The sequence below is a fragment of the Kribbella sp. NPDC004875 genome, from assembly GCF_042873375.1.
Classification (GTDB): Bacteria; Actinomycetota; Actinomycetes; order Propionibacteriales; family Kribbellaceae; genus Kribbella.
In genome coordinates this window covers 201,812-215,314 of record NZ_JBIALI010000003.1, presented here as the reverse complement: position 1 = coordinate 215,314, position 13,503 = coordinate 201,812, and the positions used below count along the sequence as shown (strand labels likewise).

The 13,503-nt window shown below is 67.0% G+C and carries 12 protein-coding genes; 7 read left to right on the top strand and 5 right to left on the bottom strand.

Annotation, left to right across the window (positions count from 1 at the left end):
* Positions 1-7: 7 nt before the first annotated feature.
* Positions 8-976 carry a zinc-binding alcohol dehydrogenase family protein gene (locus ACFYRH_RS18195; RefSeq protein ID WP_387775887.1) on the bottom strand — a complete coding sequence of 323 codons (969 nt, stop codon included), beginning with the start codon at positions 974-976 and terminating at the stop codon, positions 8-10.
* Between the two features lie 167 nt (positions 977-1,143).
* Between ACFYRH_RS18195 and ACFYRH_RS18190 the strand changes: the two genes are divergently transcribed.
* The 3 genes from ACFYRH_RS18190 (at position 1,144) to ACFYRH_RS18180 (ending at position 2,725) form a co-directional block, all read left to right on the top strand.
* Entirely contained in the window at positions 1,144-1,305 is a 162-nt protein-coding gene (locus ACFYRH_RS18190) for a hypothetical protein (RefSeq protein ID WP_387778342.1), read from the top strand.
* 107 nt (positions 1,306-1,412) lie between these two features.
* Positions 1,413-2,138 carry a VIT family protein gene (locus tag ACFYRH_RS18185; protein ID WP_387775884.1) on the top strand — a complete coding sequence of 242 codons (726 nt, stop codon included), beginning with the start codon at positions 1,413-1,415 and terminating at the stop codon, positions 2,136-2,138.
* Between the two features lie 98 nt (positions 2,139-2,236).
* Entirely contained in the window at positions 2,237-2,725 is a 489-nt protein-coding gene (locus tag ACFYRH_RS18180; protein WP_387775881.1) for a hypothetical protein, read from the top strand.
* Between the two features lie 51 nt (positions 2,726-2,776).
* Here the strand turns inward: ACFYRH_RS18180 and ACFYRH_RS18175 are convergent, their stop codons facing one another.
* The gene (locus ACFYRH_RS18175) at positions 2,777-3,622 is read right to left on the bottom strand and encodes an oxidoreductase (protein ID WP_387775878.1); all 846 of its coding nucleotides are present in this window, start codon (positions 3,620-3,622) and stop codon (positions 2,777-2,779) included.
* Between the two features lie 201 nt (positions 3,623-3,823).
* On the opposite strand from ACFYRH_RS18175, the gene ACFYRH_RS18170 reads away from it, so the two are divergent.
* Positions 3,824-4,828 carry an AraC family transcriptional regulator ligand-binding domain-containing protein gene (locus ACFYRH_RS18170; protein ID WP_387775875.1) on the top strand — a complete coding sequence of 335 codons (1,005 nt, stop codon included), beginning with the start codon at positions 3,824-3,826 and terminating at the stop codon, positions 4,826-4,828.
* A gap of 27 nt (positions 4,829-4,855) precedes the next feature.
* Here the strand turns inward: ACFYRH_RS18170 and ACFYRH_RS18165 are convergent, their stop codons facing one another.
* Together ACFYRH_RS18165 and ACFYRH_RS18160 are read right to left on the bottom strand one after the other, a co-directional pair.
* A complete protein-coding gene (locus ACFYRH_RS18165; RefSeq protein ID WP_387775872.1) occupies positions 4,856-5,551 on the bottom strand; it encodes an ABC transporter ATP-binding protein in 696 nt (231 codons plus the stop codon).
* Positions 5,548-6,576: an ABC transporter permease gene (locus tag ACFYRH_RS18160; protein WP_387775869.1), complete on the bottom strand. Its 1,029-nt coding sequence runs from the start codon at positions 6,574-6,576 to the stop codon at positions 5,548-5,550. Before ACFYRH_RS18160 ends, ACFYRH_RS18165 begins: the two co-directional genes overlap by 4 nt.
* Positions 6,577-6,801: 225 nt before the next feature.
* On the opposite strand from ACFYRH_RS18160, the gene ACFYRH_RS18155 reads away from it, so the two are divergent.
* The 3 genes from ACFYRH_RS18155 (at position 6,802) to ACFYRH_RS18145 (ending at position 9,497) form a co-directional block, all read left to right on the top strand.
* Positions 6,802-8,001 carry a sensor histidine kinase gene (locus tag ACFYRH_RS18155; protein ID WP_387775866.1) on the top strand — a complete coding sequence of 400 codons (1,200 nt, stop codon included), beginning with the start codon at positions 6,802-6,804 and terminating at the stop codon, positions 7,999-8,001.
* Complete coding sequence (locus tag ACFYRH_RS18150; protein WP_387775863.1) at positions 7,998-8,633, top strand: response regulator; 636 nt, start codon at positions 7,998-8,000, stop codon at positions 8,631-8,633. Before ACFYRH_RS18155 ends, ACFYRH_RS18150 begins: the two co-directional genes overlap by 4 nt.
* Positions 8,634-8,720: 87 nt before the next feature.
* Entirely contained in the window at positions 8,721-9,497 is a 777-nt protein-coding gene (locus ACFYRH_RS18145; protein ID WP_387775860.1) for a FadR/GntR family transcriptional regulator, read from the top strand.
* Between the two features lie 48 nt (positions 9,498-9,545).
* Here ACFYRH_RS18145 and ACFYRH_RS18140 read toward each other — a convergent pair whose 3' ends face one another.
* The gene (locus ACFYRH_RS18140; RefSeq protein ID WP_387775857.1) at positions 9,546-13,388 is read right to left on the bottom strand and encodes a discoidin domain-containing protein; all 3,843 of its coding nucleotides are present in this window, start codon (positions 13,386-13,388) and stop codon (positions 9,546-9,548) included.
* Between the last annotated feature and the right edge of the window lie 115 nt (positions 13,389-13,503).

Genomic DNA, 13,503 nt, shown 5'->3' with positions numbered 1-13,503 from the left:
CAGGTCTCTACACAGCCAGCACGATCTTGCCCTGGTTGGTTCCGCCGGCGAGGCGGTCGAGAGCGGCACCGGCTTCGGACAGGGGCAGTACATCGGTGACGTCGATGCGGACCTGCTTCTCGGCGACGAGGCGAAGGGCTGCGCGGGCGAACCGTGTGACGAGTTCCGGAGCCCGCCGTGCCAGGTCGCCGATGTTGAATCCACCGACGAGCTGGTTGCTCTTCCACAACGGCCGCACCGCGAGGGTGAGGTCCGGATGGTTGCCGGCATCCCCGAACGCGGCCAGGCGTCCGAATACCGCGAGCACCTCGAGACCGTCCGCGCGGGTCTGCCCGCCGACCGAGTCCAGGACCAGGTCGACACCCCGGCCGTTCGTCAGCTCGGGAACCTGTTCCGCGAAGCCGTCCCGCAGGACCACCTCGTCGTACCCGAACTGCTTCGCGTAGGCCACCTTGTCCACCGAACCGACGGTGCCGATGACCTGACCTGCTCCGAGCGCCTTGGCGATCTGGACAGCGACCGACCCGACACCACCGGCAGCCGCGTGAATGAGCACGGAGTCGCCGGGCGTCAGGCGCCCGGTGCCGGCCAGCAAGCCGTATGCCGTCGTCAGTACCGTCGGCGCGCCGGCCGCGGTTACTGGGTCGAGGTCGCCGATCGGATAGGTGAACGCAGCGGGCGCGACGGCGTACTCGGCGTACCCTCCGAAGTTCGGCAGATACGCCGTCACCTGGTCATCGACGGCGAGCCCGTGGACGTCCGGACCGACGGCAGCAATGACACCGGCGGTCTCTAGTCCCGGGACGTCGCCATCAGGCTCCGGTGCACCGAAGTCACCACGGCGATGCTGAACCTCCGCGAAGTTCACCCCCGCGTGGGACACCCGAATGAGCACCTCACCGGCCTTTGGCTCCGGCCGCAGCCTGTCCAATTCGACGATCTCGCCGTCGATCTCCTTGAATCCAAACGCACGCACCAGACCACGCTGCCACCTGCCCGACCGAGCAGACTCACGATCTCACCTGTCGATCAGGCCCCTCGTGTCAGGCGTGCGAGCGGCTCCATGAGCACAGCTTCAGTAGCCGGTCTGGTCCGTCCCTGGTCCGTGGGACATCGGAAAGCATCGATCACTGGTGGGTGCTGATGAGAAGCAAACCCCCAGGTCAGGAGCCGATCGACGAGCCCTCGCCGATCGGCGCGCTCAGCACCGGCAAGATCCTCGACATCTTCGAGGGGACCCAGCAGATCCAGCAGCTGATCGTGGCGCGGCGGCTGTTGGGGAAGACCTCCGCTGAGCTGAAGTAGCTCTGTTTCCAAGGGCTTTCGGCGTGCTGCTCCGCAGGTCGATCATGATGATGTGTGCCTGAGCCGGGATCTCAGCTGTTCGCGAGCGAATTCGGAGGCTGATCTGTATGTCGCGCTTCGACGACGTGCCCAACCATCCTGGTGAGCCGCATCGCGGGGGTCTGGCCGGCCGGTTGAACTGGCTACGTGCGGGGGTCCTGGGTGCGAACGACGGCATCGTCTCGACCGCCGGTCTGGTAGTCGGCGTCGCCGGAGCGACGACGTCGACAGCCGCGATCCTGACAGCGGCCGTTGCGGGCGTGACGGCGGGCGCGGTGTCGATGGCGCTGGGTGAGTACGTCTCCGTGAGCAGTCAGCGGGACAGCGAACGGTCGCTGCTGGCCAAGGAACGGGCCGAGCTGGCCGCCTCACCCAACGATGAGTTGGCTGAGCTGACCGCTATCTACAGAGGTAAAGGTCTGCGCCCCGAAACAGCGGCGTTGGTCGCGGCCGAGCTGACCGAAAAGGACCCTTTGGCGGCGCATGCTGAGGCGGAGCTCGGTATCGATCCGGATGAGCTGAGCAATCCGTGGCACGCGGCCGGAGCCTCCGCTCTGGCGTTCACAGTCGGCGCTCTGCTACCCGTCGTCGCGATCCTGCTCCCACCACCTGGTGTCCGGGTGCCGGTGACCTTCGGCGTTGTCCTGCTGGCGCTCGCTGGAACCGGTGCCTTGAGCGCGCATCTGGGTGAGTCACGCAAGACCCGTGCAGTGATTCGCTTGCTGGTGGGCGGTGCGCTCGCGATGGTGGTCACGTTCGGCCTGGGCCAACTCGTCGGCTCCACCGGCCTCTAGGCCCATGGCGACGGCGGTTCCGAGCGAGCTGAGGCCGGTACGGGCTGTCAGGCGAGTTCGGGGAATCGATGTCGGACCGGCCGGTTAGGCTTGGCGCCATGGCTCAGACGCTGTACCGAAACAGCAGGGGCAATCAGTGGGTTTACGGCGGACTCTCCATCGTGGCACTCGCGCTCATTGGCGGTGGTGCTCTGCTCGCTCAGCCGGTGCTTCTCCTGACCGGTGTCGTAGCGCTTCCGGTGGCGATCTACTTCTTCGCCCAGGCGCGCTACGGCAATGTCATGGTGACCTGGCAACACCTGACTGTCGGCAAGCACACTCTCGCGTTGCGTGAGCTGGATCGGTCGTTCGGTGCGCACCCGGCGGAGGCGGTGCTGAGCAACGTCCAGCTGGACAGGCTCAACACGCAGACCGCGAGCGAAGTAGTCGGGGACACCGGTATCCGTATCGTCGGCGGCGCGTGGGGGCGGCTGGGCCGCGGGATGCGATGGGTCGTGATTCGCCGAAGCGGCTCTCCTGACCTCCTGGCCGTTCCGGCGAGGCAGCAGGAGCATCTCCTGACGGCCCTCAACACAGCCCTGGCATAACTGTTGCGAGCGACATGGAGGGCGTCGAGGTAAGGCTGCAGCGGCGAAGGGTCAGGCTGATGGGACGCCGGTGACGCGCCGCATGAGTGTGTCGAAGGTGCGGTCGGGGAGTACTTGGTGGAGGAAGATCATCGGTTTGGCGCCGAAGCCGACGGCGTAACGGGTATTCGCCTTGCGAGCTGTGACGGCCTTGCGGATCGTGCGGGCGATCAGCTCGGGTGGTGAGGAGCGCCGCTGAGTGGACTCGGACGAGAGCGAATCGGCGACGGCGTTGCCCTGCGCGGCGTAGGGGCCGTCGGAGGAGACGGCGCGGACCTTGCCGGCGGCGATGCCGGCCCACTCGGACTTGATGCCGCCGGGTTCGATGACGATGACGTCGATGCCGAAGGGCTTGACCTCCAGGCGCAGGCAGTCGCTGATGGCCTCCAGCGCGAACTTGGTGGCGTGGTACCAAGCGCCGAGTGGCGTATGGATCTTGCCGCCCATCGAGGTGATGTTGACGATCTTCCCGGCGCGGTTGACGCGCAGGTGCGGGAGAACGAGCTGGGTGAGTCGTGCGGCGCCGAAGACGTTGACCTCGAACTGATGGCGGGCCTCGGCCATGGGTACGTCTTCGAGTGCACCGTAGGAGCCGTAGCCGGCGTTGTTGACCAGGACGTCGATGCGGCCCGACTCAGCGATGATCTTGTTGACGCCCTCCTGCATGGAGGCATCGTCGGTGACATCCATGGAGATCGTCCGGATGCCCGACTCGATGAGGTGGGCCATACGCTCGACGCGACGGGCGGCGGCGTACACGGTGTAGCCGGCCTCTGCGAGTTCCAGTGCGGTGGCTTCGCCGATGCCTGAGGAGGCGCCGGTGACGAGGGCGACGGGGGCGGTAGTGCGAGTGGTCATGGCTATTTCCCTTCGTACAAGGTGATTCGGGTCGGTCTGTCTCGAACTTGGATCCAACGCTAGGTATCGCGGCACATGACGCCACTAGCACAAGGCGCCGACCGACTTGCGGTTCACGCCAGGTCGCGGCTGGCGTGATCTGCGAGTGTGATGGCGACTGGTGCATGTCCGTCCAGGCGGCCCAGTGGCTACGCTCGAGGCATGGCCGGCGAACGTTTCGATCTGGAACCGAGCTTCCGGGCGCTCCTGCTCGACCTCGGCATCTCTCCGGTGAGGGTCCTTCGGCGCGCCGCTCTGCCTGCCGACCTGTTCATCCGCCGGCCGATCGAGTTGTCGATCCCGGAGTACTACCGGTTCTGGAATGCGCTCGACGCCGAAGGCGGTACGGAGGGTGACCGCGACCTGGCAGTCGATATCGGCAGGGCGATCTCGGTCGAGCTCTTCTCGCCGCCGATCTTCGCCGCGCTGTGCAGCCCGAACCTGACCGCAGCCGTGCAACGGCTTGCTGCGTACAAACCGCTGATCGGGCCGGTGCGGCTCGATGCCGACTCCACCGACGCGTTGACGATTACCTACAGGTGGCCGTCCGGGGCAACGCCCCCGGCGCTGCTGGCGACCACCGAGCTGATCTTCTGGGTTGCGCTGGTGCGCATCGCCACGCGCGAGCAGGTTCGACCGGTGCGCGTCACCATGCCGGCCCCGGCGATCAACCGGACGGAGGTCGAGAGCTACCTCGGCGCCCGGCTGCGGAGAGGCCCGGGTTTCTCGATCGTCTTCACAGCCGCCGACGCTGGTCGCCCGTTCCTGACCGAGAACGACCAGATGTGGCGCGTCTTCGCCCCGGAACTCCGCCGACGGCTCGCCGACCTCGAAGCATCGTCCACGCTCGCCGACCGCGTTCGGGCCGCGCTCAGCGAGACGCTGCCCGCCGGCAACGCCTCGATCAGTGCGGTCACCCGGCAGCTCGCCATCAGCGCTCGTACACTCCAACGGCAGCTCAGCCAGGAGGGTACGTCGTACCAGGCGATCCTGGCTGGCACCCGGGAAGACCTCGCCCGGCACTACCTGACCAACGGCGACCTGCGCACCTCAGAGGTCGCCTTTCTTCTGGGCTACGACGACACCAACTCGTTCTACCGGGCCTTCAAAACCTGGACCGGAACAACACCGGACGCCATCCGATCAACCACACCAGCCGACGCCTAGCAACCGGGCCAGGTGAGGCGGTCGCCATCAGCTGAGCGACACCGTCGCGCCGGCAGGCTTCGTGAGGCGGCCGTCGTGGACTTCGGTGAGTTGGTCGGCGGCGGTGAGGTGGGTTCGGTCATGGGTGACGAGGACGGTTGCGGTGGAGTGGTCGTGGGTGAGGCGGGTGATGAGGTCGAGGACGGCCGCGCCGCGTTCGTGGTCGAGGGCGCTGGTGGGCTCGTCGACCAGGAGCAGGGTGGGGTCGTTCATGAGGGCGCGGGCGATGTTGACGCGCTGACGTTGGCCGCCGGACAGCTGGTGTGGCCGCCGGCCGGCCTGGCCGCCGAGGCCGACGGCGTCGAGGAGTTCGGCGGCCTTGCGGGCGACTGACCGGGGCTTGCGGCCGTCGATCTGGGCCATCACCTGGAGCTGTTCGGAGGCGGTGAGGGACGGCAGCAGGTTCGGTTGCTGAAACACGATGCCGATCTTGTGCCGCCGGAGGTCCGCGAGTTCGCCGCGGGTCAGGCCCGCGGTCGTGGTGCCGTCGATCGTGACCGTGCCGGAGTCGGGGGTGATGAGAGTCGCGGCGACCGCGAGAAGGCTGGATTTGCCCGATCCGGACGGACCGACGACGGCGGTGAGGCTGCCCGGCGGCACGTCGAGGGTGACGTGGTCCAGCGCTGTGATGCGGGAGTCCCCGTCGGGGTAGGTGAGGGTGATGTCGGACAGGTGCAAGCTCATCGGGCGCTCCCTAGGGCGGTCAGTGGGTCGACAGACGTGATGCGGCGGACGGACAAGGCGGCGCCGAGTGCCCCGAGAACCACCATCACGGCGGCGGGGAGGACGACGACAGCAGGGGTGACGACGAACGGCACGGCGGAGCCGCCGATGACGGCGCCGAGGGCAGCGGCCAGCCCGGTGCCGATCAGCGTGCCGCCGGCCAGCAGAACGAGCGCCTGACCGAGCGCGTCCTTCAGGAGGTTCTTCGTCGAGGCGCCCAAGGCTTTGAGTACGGCGATGTCGCCGCTGCGCTGGATCGTCCACACCGTGAAGAACGCGCCGATGACCAGGGCCGAGATCGCGAACAGGAACCCCCGCATCAGCTGCAGTGATCCGTTCTCGGAGCGGTACGAGCCGATGGCCGAGAGCGAGTCGGCCTTGCTGACAGTCTCGGTGCCCGCGGCCTCGTCCGCGGCGCGAAGGTCTGCGTCGGAGGTCGTGGTCAAGGCGATCACAGTGGCTTCCGGGCCCGCAGCCGGAGGCGTGACCTCTCGCCACGCGTTCAAGCTGACCCAGATCACGGGCGCATGGCTGAACGACGCGTCGCCACGGACGCCCCCGACCGCCAGCTCCCGCCCCGCAAGGGTGACGGTGTCGCCCGCGATCACACCGAGGTCTTCGGCAGCGGCTGTCGAGAGCACCGCCGTACGGTCGTCGATCCTGCCGCTGTCCGGAGCGAGTGTGGAGGCGGGCAGGACGCCGAACGCGGATACGCCGATGCTCTTGGCGCCGGCGCTCGCTTTGGTCAACGTGATGCCGAGCGGCTCGGCGCTCCGGACCCCGGGCACCTGGGCCCACTGCTGCCACTGCTTCTCAGTGACAGTCGAGTTCGAGTACGACGGCGTCTGCCCGTCACGCGGTGCTTCGAACGCGATCCTGTCCACCGGGAGACCGGTGATCGCCGACACGTTCTGCCGGCCGAGCCCGGCCGTCAGGCCGGACAGCAGTCCGACGAGCAGCGTGATCAGCACGATGACGGTCCCCATCAGGGCGAATCGCCCCTTGGCGAATCTCAGGTCTCTCCAGGCGACGAACACGGCGGTGGCCCTGCGCTTTCATGACGGGGAAGTGGGATGTCTCCAGGGTGTCGACCGGACCGCGTCCAGCCATCTGGCGCAGGAGTGCTTTCGGCCAGCCGAAAGCATGCCGACGGGTTCCACCTTTCGATAGACGTCCGGCGGCCGGTTCACCCCTAGCCTGGGAGCACTGTGATGTCCCTTGTCCTGACTCCGACCGCCCGACGACTGGCGTGGTGCCTGCATCTGCTGGTCGTCGCACTGCTGGCCCTGACGGCTCTTCGAGCCGTGGCCGACGACAGTCCCCATGCCGGGCTGGTCGTCGCCGCGGCCGCAATCTGCGCGGTGATCTATGCCGCCGGCCCGGCGCTGCCCGGCGTACGGCGTTCGCAGCGCAACGCCCTCGTCTGGTTGAGCGTCCTGGGGGCAGCGTGGCTCGTTGTGCTGGTGTTGTCCGCCGACGGGGTGTGGCTGGCGTTTCCGCTGTACTTCCTCGAGTTGCATCTGGCGCCCCGGCGTACCGGTCTGATGGCCGTCGTCGTCACCGCGATCGTGGCGATCGTCGCGTTCGCTGCGCATCAGGGCTCGTTCAGCGTCGCGATCGCCGTCGGACCGGCCCTCGGTGCCGCCGTGGCGGTGGCCGTCGTGTGGGGCTACCAGGCCCTGTACCGCGAGAGTGAGAAACGCCGGCGTCTGATCGAGGAACTGACCGCGACCCGCAGCGACCTCGCGACCGCACAGCACGCCGCGGGCGTCGCGGCCGAGCGTGAACGACTGGCGCGCGAGATCCACGACACCCTGGCCCAGGGCCTGTCCAGCATCCAGCTGCTGCTCCGCGCCGCCGGCCGATCGCTGCCGGACGACCCGCAGACCACAGCGGAGTGCGTCGAGCAAGCTCGGCAGACCGCCGCGGACAACCTGGTCGAGGCGCGGCGGCTCGTCGCTGCTCTCACGCCGCCAGCTCTGGAGGGCGCCTCGCTGGCCGGCGCGCTGGAACGGTTGTGCACCACCACCAGCGCCCGGGACCGGATCACCGCACGGTTCCAGCTGAAGGGCAGCGCCGACCCGTTGCCGACGTCGGGTGAGGTCGCGCTACTCCGCGTCGCCCAGTCCGCCCTCGCGAACGTCGTCCAGCACGCCGAAGCGACCACCGCCGAAGTCACGCTCGACTACTCCGGGGACCATGTCGTCGTGAGCATCACCGACGACGGCTGCGGCTTCGACCCGGACCAGCTGCCCGACCGGAAACCGGATGGCGGCGGATTCGGGCTCTCCGCGATGCGTTCCCGACTCGAGGAACTCGGCGGCACGCTGAGCATCAGGTCCGCTCCCGGGACGGGTACGACCGTGGTCGCCGAGCTCCGGATCGATCGGACCGCCGAGGCCGGCCTGTGAACGGCACGCCCATCCGGGTACTCCTGGCCGACGATCACCCGGTCGTGCGGGCCGGACTACGCGCAGTGCTGGCCACCGAACCCGGCATCGAGGTCGTCGCCGAGGCAGCCACCGCCGAGGAAGCCGTCAGTCGCGCCGGCCGCGGCGATGTCGACGTCGTGCTGATGGACATCCAGTTCGGCAAGGGCATGAACGGCGCCGAGGCGACCGCAGCGATCACCCGCCGCACAGAAGCGCCGCGGGTGCTGATCGTCACGACCTACGACACCGACTCCGACATCCTGCCCGCCATCGAGGCCGGGGCCACCGGCTACCTGCTCAAGGACGCGCCGCCAGAGGATTTGGCGGCGGCCGTGCGGACTGCCGCGGAAGGCCGCACGGCACTGGCACCGACCGTCGCGGACCGCTTGATGACCCGGCTCCGGACACCTGGCACAACCCTGACCCGGCGTGAGACCGAAGTTCTCACCCTCGTCGCCGAAGGACTGTCCAACCAGGCCATCGGCGCCCGTCTGCACCTCACCGAAGGCACCGTGAAGTCGCACCTTGCCCGCATCTACACCAAGCTCGGAGTCGACTCCCGCACCGCCGCCGTCGCCACTGCCACCGCCCTCGGCCTCATCCGCCGGTAGCCATCAATCCGGTCGATCCGTCGCCGGCGGCTGCTTGGATGTGAAGTATCTTGGGATCCGGTGTGTCAGCGGGAGATTGGGGATGTGATGCCGGGCCGGTCCGAGGGGTTCCCGCCTGCCGCGCAGCAAGGCAGTGCGGAGGGCGGCTACCGTCCCGGATACGAGATCGCGGCGGAGCGGATCCTCGAGTACATCGTCCGGGCGCGCCTGGAACCGGGGGATCGACTGCCGACCGAGAAGGATCTCGCGGAGGCGGTCGGGATGTCGCGGACCATTGTCCGGGAGGCGCTCAAGATCCTGTCCGCGCTCGGACGGATCTCGGTGCAGATGGGTCGCGGGATCTACGTCGCGGAGCCGGAGGCCGCGCTGTGGCGGGAGTCGCTGGTGCACTTCCTGCCGACGGATCTCGGGCAGGTCGAGGAGATCTTCGAGTTCCGCCGGTTTGTGGAGACCAAAACAGTGGAACTGGCCGCGCAGCGGGCGACTCCGGCGCAGGTGAAGGCGTTGCGCGACGCGGCACAGCTCACCCTGGACGCCGCGGCGGAGGGTGATCTGGAGGCGTTCAACCGGGCCGACGAGAAGTTCCACGGGGCCATCGGGGACGCGTCGTCGAACATGTTCCTGTCGGCGAGTGTCGACTCCGTGCAACGGCTGCAGCGGCAGATCAGTGTGATCGGACTCGCGGGGGTCGCGGGTGGTTCGACCGTGGTGGCCGCGCAGCAGCACGCGGCGATCGCGACGGCGATCGGGTCAGGGGACGAGCAACAGGCGGTGGCGCTGATGATCGAGCACATCGACACGACCTTGGCGCAGTTCAAGCAGGAGATGCACACCCGCATGTTTTCCGCCGACGGCACCAAGTGAACGGTCAGGTGCCCGGTCCCGAGTCCGGACAGGGCACCTGACGCGAACCTACTTACCGTTGACCGCCGCCTCGAGCAGGTCAATTGCCGCACCGTTCGCCACGCCGTCGAACATCAGCCGGACGTATTTGCCCTGCACATTCAGCGGGTACCGGTTGTAGACACCGAAGTACGCCTTGCCGGTCGGACCGTTGACGGTGCTGACGTCGTTCCAGGTCACTCCGTCGGCACTGGTCTGGATCGTCATCGTTTTCGGCGTGTTCAAGTACCGCTGATCCTGCGTGTTGAAAGTCAGGTCGAGACTCGACAACGCCGACGTCGCCGAAAGGTCGAACTGGACCCAGGTCGGAGTGCCGGCCGCAGCGGACCACTTCAGGCTGTCGAAATGCATCGCATCGATGACCTTGCCGTCGGTCAGTCTCCCGATGTCGTCCTGGTCGCTTCCCGCGGTGATCGTTGCGGTCTTCGCGAGGTCGCGGTACGGCTGCAGGTCGAGGAAGACCCGGTTCGTCGTGGCCGTCTTGCCGTTGAGCGTGACGCCCGCCCAGACGACCCCTCGGGTGAGCTGGTCGACCTGCGGCGTGACGATCTTGTTCTTCTCGAACGTGAAGCCGCCCTCCTTGATCGTGACCGGCGTGTAGTTGTTGCCTCCGGCAAGATCAACGATCCCGCCGTGCCAGGTGACCTGGGCGGCGTCGAGCCCGATCGCGCCGCCCTTCGCGGAGCGGCCCTCGATCTGGTACGAGAGCCCGTCGTTCAGGCCGAACTCGCCGTACGTCTCCTTTTCTCCGACCCGTAAGGACGCGCCGATCATGTCCTCGCCGACCGAGACGACGCCGTCCTTGACCGATACCTTCAAGGTGTCCGACTTGGTGACGCCCTCGTGGGAGCCCGTGACCGTGATCGTGGTGGTGCCGTTCGCGACACCGATCACGACTCCGGAGGGCACGACCTTCGCGATCCCGGGATCCGCACTGGTGTAATGGACCTCGGAGAGGTAGGCCTTCAGCGCCGGGTAGGTCATGTACCCCTCGGGACGGATCCGTAGGACCCGCGGTGAGAGCTGTTCGCCGGTGGCGACGACGTTCGTGAGCTTGTACGTGCGCGCCGGGTTGTCGGTGACGATCTTGACGATCGAGTCGATCGGATCCTCCTCGACGTTACCGAGGTCGATGGTCAGACTGTCGCCGGTCTGGCGGAACGAGGTCACCGGAACGTTCTGATTCAGCGAAGTCACCGAGGTCACCCGGTCCTTGACCGGGCTGATGGTGAGGGTCCGTCCGGGGATCGCCTCGAAGCCCTTCTTCCCGTCCGGCCCCTTGAGGACGTGCAGATAGACGTTGTTGTCGCGGGCGGTCGCATAGCCCCATTGCGGCCCCGACGTGCTCTTCGGGAACGCGAACTTCTCGTAGTTGCCGCGGCCGTCGTCCTCGTAGCCGTACCCCGCCAGGAAGTACGGCCTCGTACCGGTGGTGGCCTCGTGCCGCTCGGGAAGGCCGGCGGGCGCGAACCAGGCGGCTAGGTTCTCCCGAAGGTCGATGAATTCCTGCACGCCTTTCGGGTATCTGGTGGCGATCACGGCGGGGGAGTCCCAGTTCGGGCCGCGGCTGTCGATCACGGTCTGGTCGTTGTTGTCGACGTACCCGCGGCCCGCGTTCATGATCATCTCTTGGGCGACCTGCCGGAAGTCGTCGCGCTGGCCGTAGTACGGCGACACCTGGTTCTTGGTGCGGATCATCTTCCACGGTTCCATCGGTGTCCGCTTGACCAGGTGGTTCGCGGACGCGTTGGAATAGATGCCGGATGCCTCGCCGGTGCGGAGGTCCGGGTCGCCGTACTCCTGACCCCAGGCGTTGGAGTCGATGACGATGTCGTTGTTGTGGTCGCGTACGGCGCTGTACATCACGTCGTAGTTCGCGTTCGGCATCGCCTGCGGACCGTCGAAGTACAGGTACGCCGGGTCGTAGCGCCCAATCAGGTCCTCGACGTTCTGCACGAACACATCGGTCGAGTAGTGCTGCAGCCCGCCGCCCTCGGTCGCGTAATACAGCCCGAACTTCATGCCGTACCGCTTCACAGCCTGCTCGTACTGCTTCAGACCGTCGACCACCTGACCGTTGGAGTCCTTGGGCAGGTAGAGCTGCCGGATGTGCTTCGGGTCCGCGAACTTCGACGGCCAGAAGTAGTTCTGCTGCAAGGCCTCGATCGAGACCAGCGAGTGCCCTTCACGCTTGGCCCTCGCCGCCCAGAGGTCGACCGAGTAGTTGGGATCGACGAAGTAGTTGTACGTCGGGGTCGCGTGCGTCAGCGCACTGATTCGGCCCTCCTCGAACCACTTGTTCGGACGGTCCTGCACCGTGGTGGTGAAAGTCTTCCGCGCGGTGCTGCCGGCCTTGTCGGTGACCTCCACGGTAAAGGTGTAGTCGCCGGTTGCGGCGTCGCCGCTGATGATGCCCTTGGTGCTGGTCAGGTCGGCCTTCCCGTTGACGAGACCGTCCGCGATCGTGCCGTCGGCATTCAGTTCCAGGCCGTCCGGCAGGCGGCCGTCGACGAGCTTCCAGGTGTAGCCGGGTTCACCGCCGCCGGCCATGAACTGGAACGCCGACGCGGTGACACCATGGTTCGCCGTCGAGGTGGACTTGTTCCAGACGTACGGCCATTCCTTGTACCCGGTCGGCATGGTGTTCCGCGGGAACGGCACCTTGACCGGGTCGTCGGTCGACAGGCTGCCGGAGACGATCTGGAGCGCGGGCGACGGCCCAGCCACCGAGGTCGTCAGGCCGCTGACCGCGTTGCCGTTCTGATCAGCCACGCGTCCGTAGAAACCGAGGTAGGCAACGTTCTGATCCTTGGCGATCGGCACGCCGTTGGCGTTCACGTCCTCGGTGTAGGTGTGCTTGATCTGGATCATCAGCTTGTTCCAGCCGTGCTGGAGGTGGACCGCCTGTTTCGTCAGGTCCTTCTGCACCTCGACCGGCGTGCTCGGCGGCGTCATGCAGCGGTCGTTCACGTAGATCCGGTACGACCCGCTCGCGCCGACGTCGAAGTACGCGTCCCGGGCCTCCGGGCTGTAGACGTAGGTGCTGGCATAGACGTACTTGTTCCGGGTGTCGACGCCCTTCTTGACCGTGTAGTACCCGTACAGGTCCTGGTAGTCGTCGTAGTTGCGGTTGTAGAGCCGGTCGTCGAAGTACTCCCAGTCGTGGTGCTCGCCCGCGGCGCCGAACGCCGCACCCAACTGCGGCGTGATCGGGGTCTTCCCGTCGACCGGCACCGGCCGGTTGTAGACCTCGATCTCGGAGATCCCGGTGATGGACGGGTACGGCGTCCGGCCCTTGTCGATCTCGATCTTCATCCCGACCACGTTCGTCAGGCCGGGGTCCGCGGAGTAAACCGTCGGCGCGGACGGACTGGAGGAGGTGCTGTTCAGCTGACCCGACGCGACCGACCTTCCGTCCGCGAGCATGAAGGTGAGGTGGTACCAGTTGTTCACGTGCCGGCCGTCGCCCCACTGGGCGATCCGGACCTCGTTCAACGAGATCGGGGTGCTCCACGTGAAGCTCACCCATGGACCCGCGTCGTTCTCCGTCACCCATTGCTTACTGGTGCTCCCGTCGACCAGATAGGACACCGGATTCACCGCCAGCGTTGACGAAGACGCCGTGATCGACGATGCCCGCTGGGCGTAGTTCACCTGCTCCGCGGCCTCGCATTCGTACAGCTTGTCGGCGACCGGCGCCTCGAATGGACCCGACACCAGCCAGGAGTTGACGAACGGAGCACCGCCTGCAGTCTGCTGCGCGTACGCCGGCAACTTGGGCGGTGCGACGAGGAACGAGGCGGCGAGGATCGCCGCCGGGGCTGCTAGCGACGCGGTTCTTCTGTGTCTCACTGGCGATCTCCTAATCGGCATGCATCTGATTCTTTGTGCCGTGAATTAAGACCTAGGTCCATCGGCCGGACCCCCGTGTCGTCCGCCGGATCGCCTCTCTTGCAGGCGTTCGAGG

What these genes read in the sequence shown, in the direction of transcription:
- ACFYRH_RS18190 (WP_387778342.1), top strand. Translation starts at nt 1,144, where the DNA reads ATGAGAAGCAAACCCCCAGGTCAGGAGCCGATCGACGAGCCCTCGCCG.
- ACFYRH_RS18185 (WP_387775884.1), top strand. Translation starts at nt 1,413, where the DNA reads ATGTCGCGCTTCGACGACGTGCCCAACCATCCTGGTGAGCCGCATCGC.
- ACFYRH_RS18180 (WP_387775881.1), top strand. Translation starts at nt 2,237, where the DNA reads ATGGCTCAGACGCTGTACCGAAACAGCAGGGGCAATCAGTGGGTTTAC.
- ACFYRH_RS18175 (WP_387775878.1), bottom strand. Translation starts at nt 3,622, where the DNA reads ATGACCACTCGCACTACCGCCCCCGTCGCCCTCGTCACCGGCGCCTCC.
- ACFYRH_RS18170 (WP_387775875.1), top strand. Translation starts at nt 3,824, where the DNA reads ATGGCCGGCGAACGTTTCGATCTGGAACCGAGCTTCCGGGCGCTCCTG.
- ACFYRH_RS18165 (WP_387775872.1), bottom strand. Translation starts at nt 5,551, where the DNA reads ATGAGCTTGCACCTGTCCGACATCACCCTCACCTACCCCGACGGGGAC.
- ACFYRH_RS18160 (WP_387775869.1), bottom strand. Translation starts at nt 6,576, where the DNA reads ATGGGGACCGTCATCGTGCTGATCACGCTGCTCGTCGGACTGCTGTCC.
- ACFYRH_RS18155 (WP_387775866.1), top strand. Translation starts at nt 6,802, where the DNA reads ATGTCCCTTGTCCTGACTCCGACCGCCCGACGACTGGCGTGGTGCCTG.
- ACFYRH_RS18145 (WP_387775860.1), top strand. Translation starts at nt 8,721, where the DNA reads ATGCCGGGCCGGTCCGAGGGGTTCCCGCCTGCCGCGCAGCAAGGCAGT.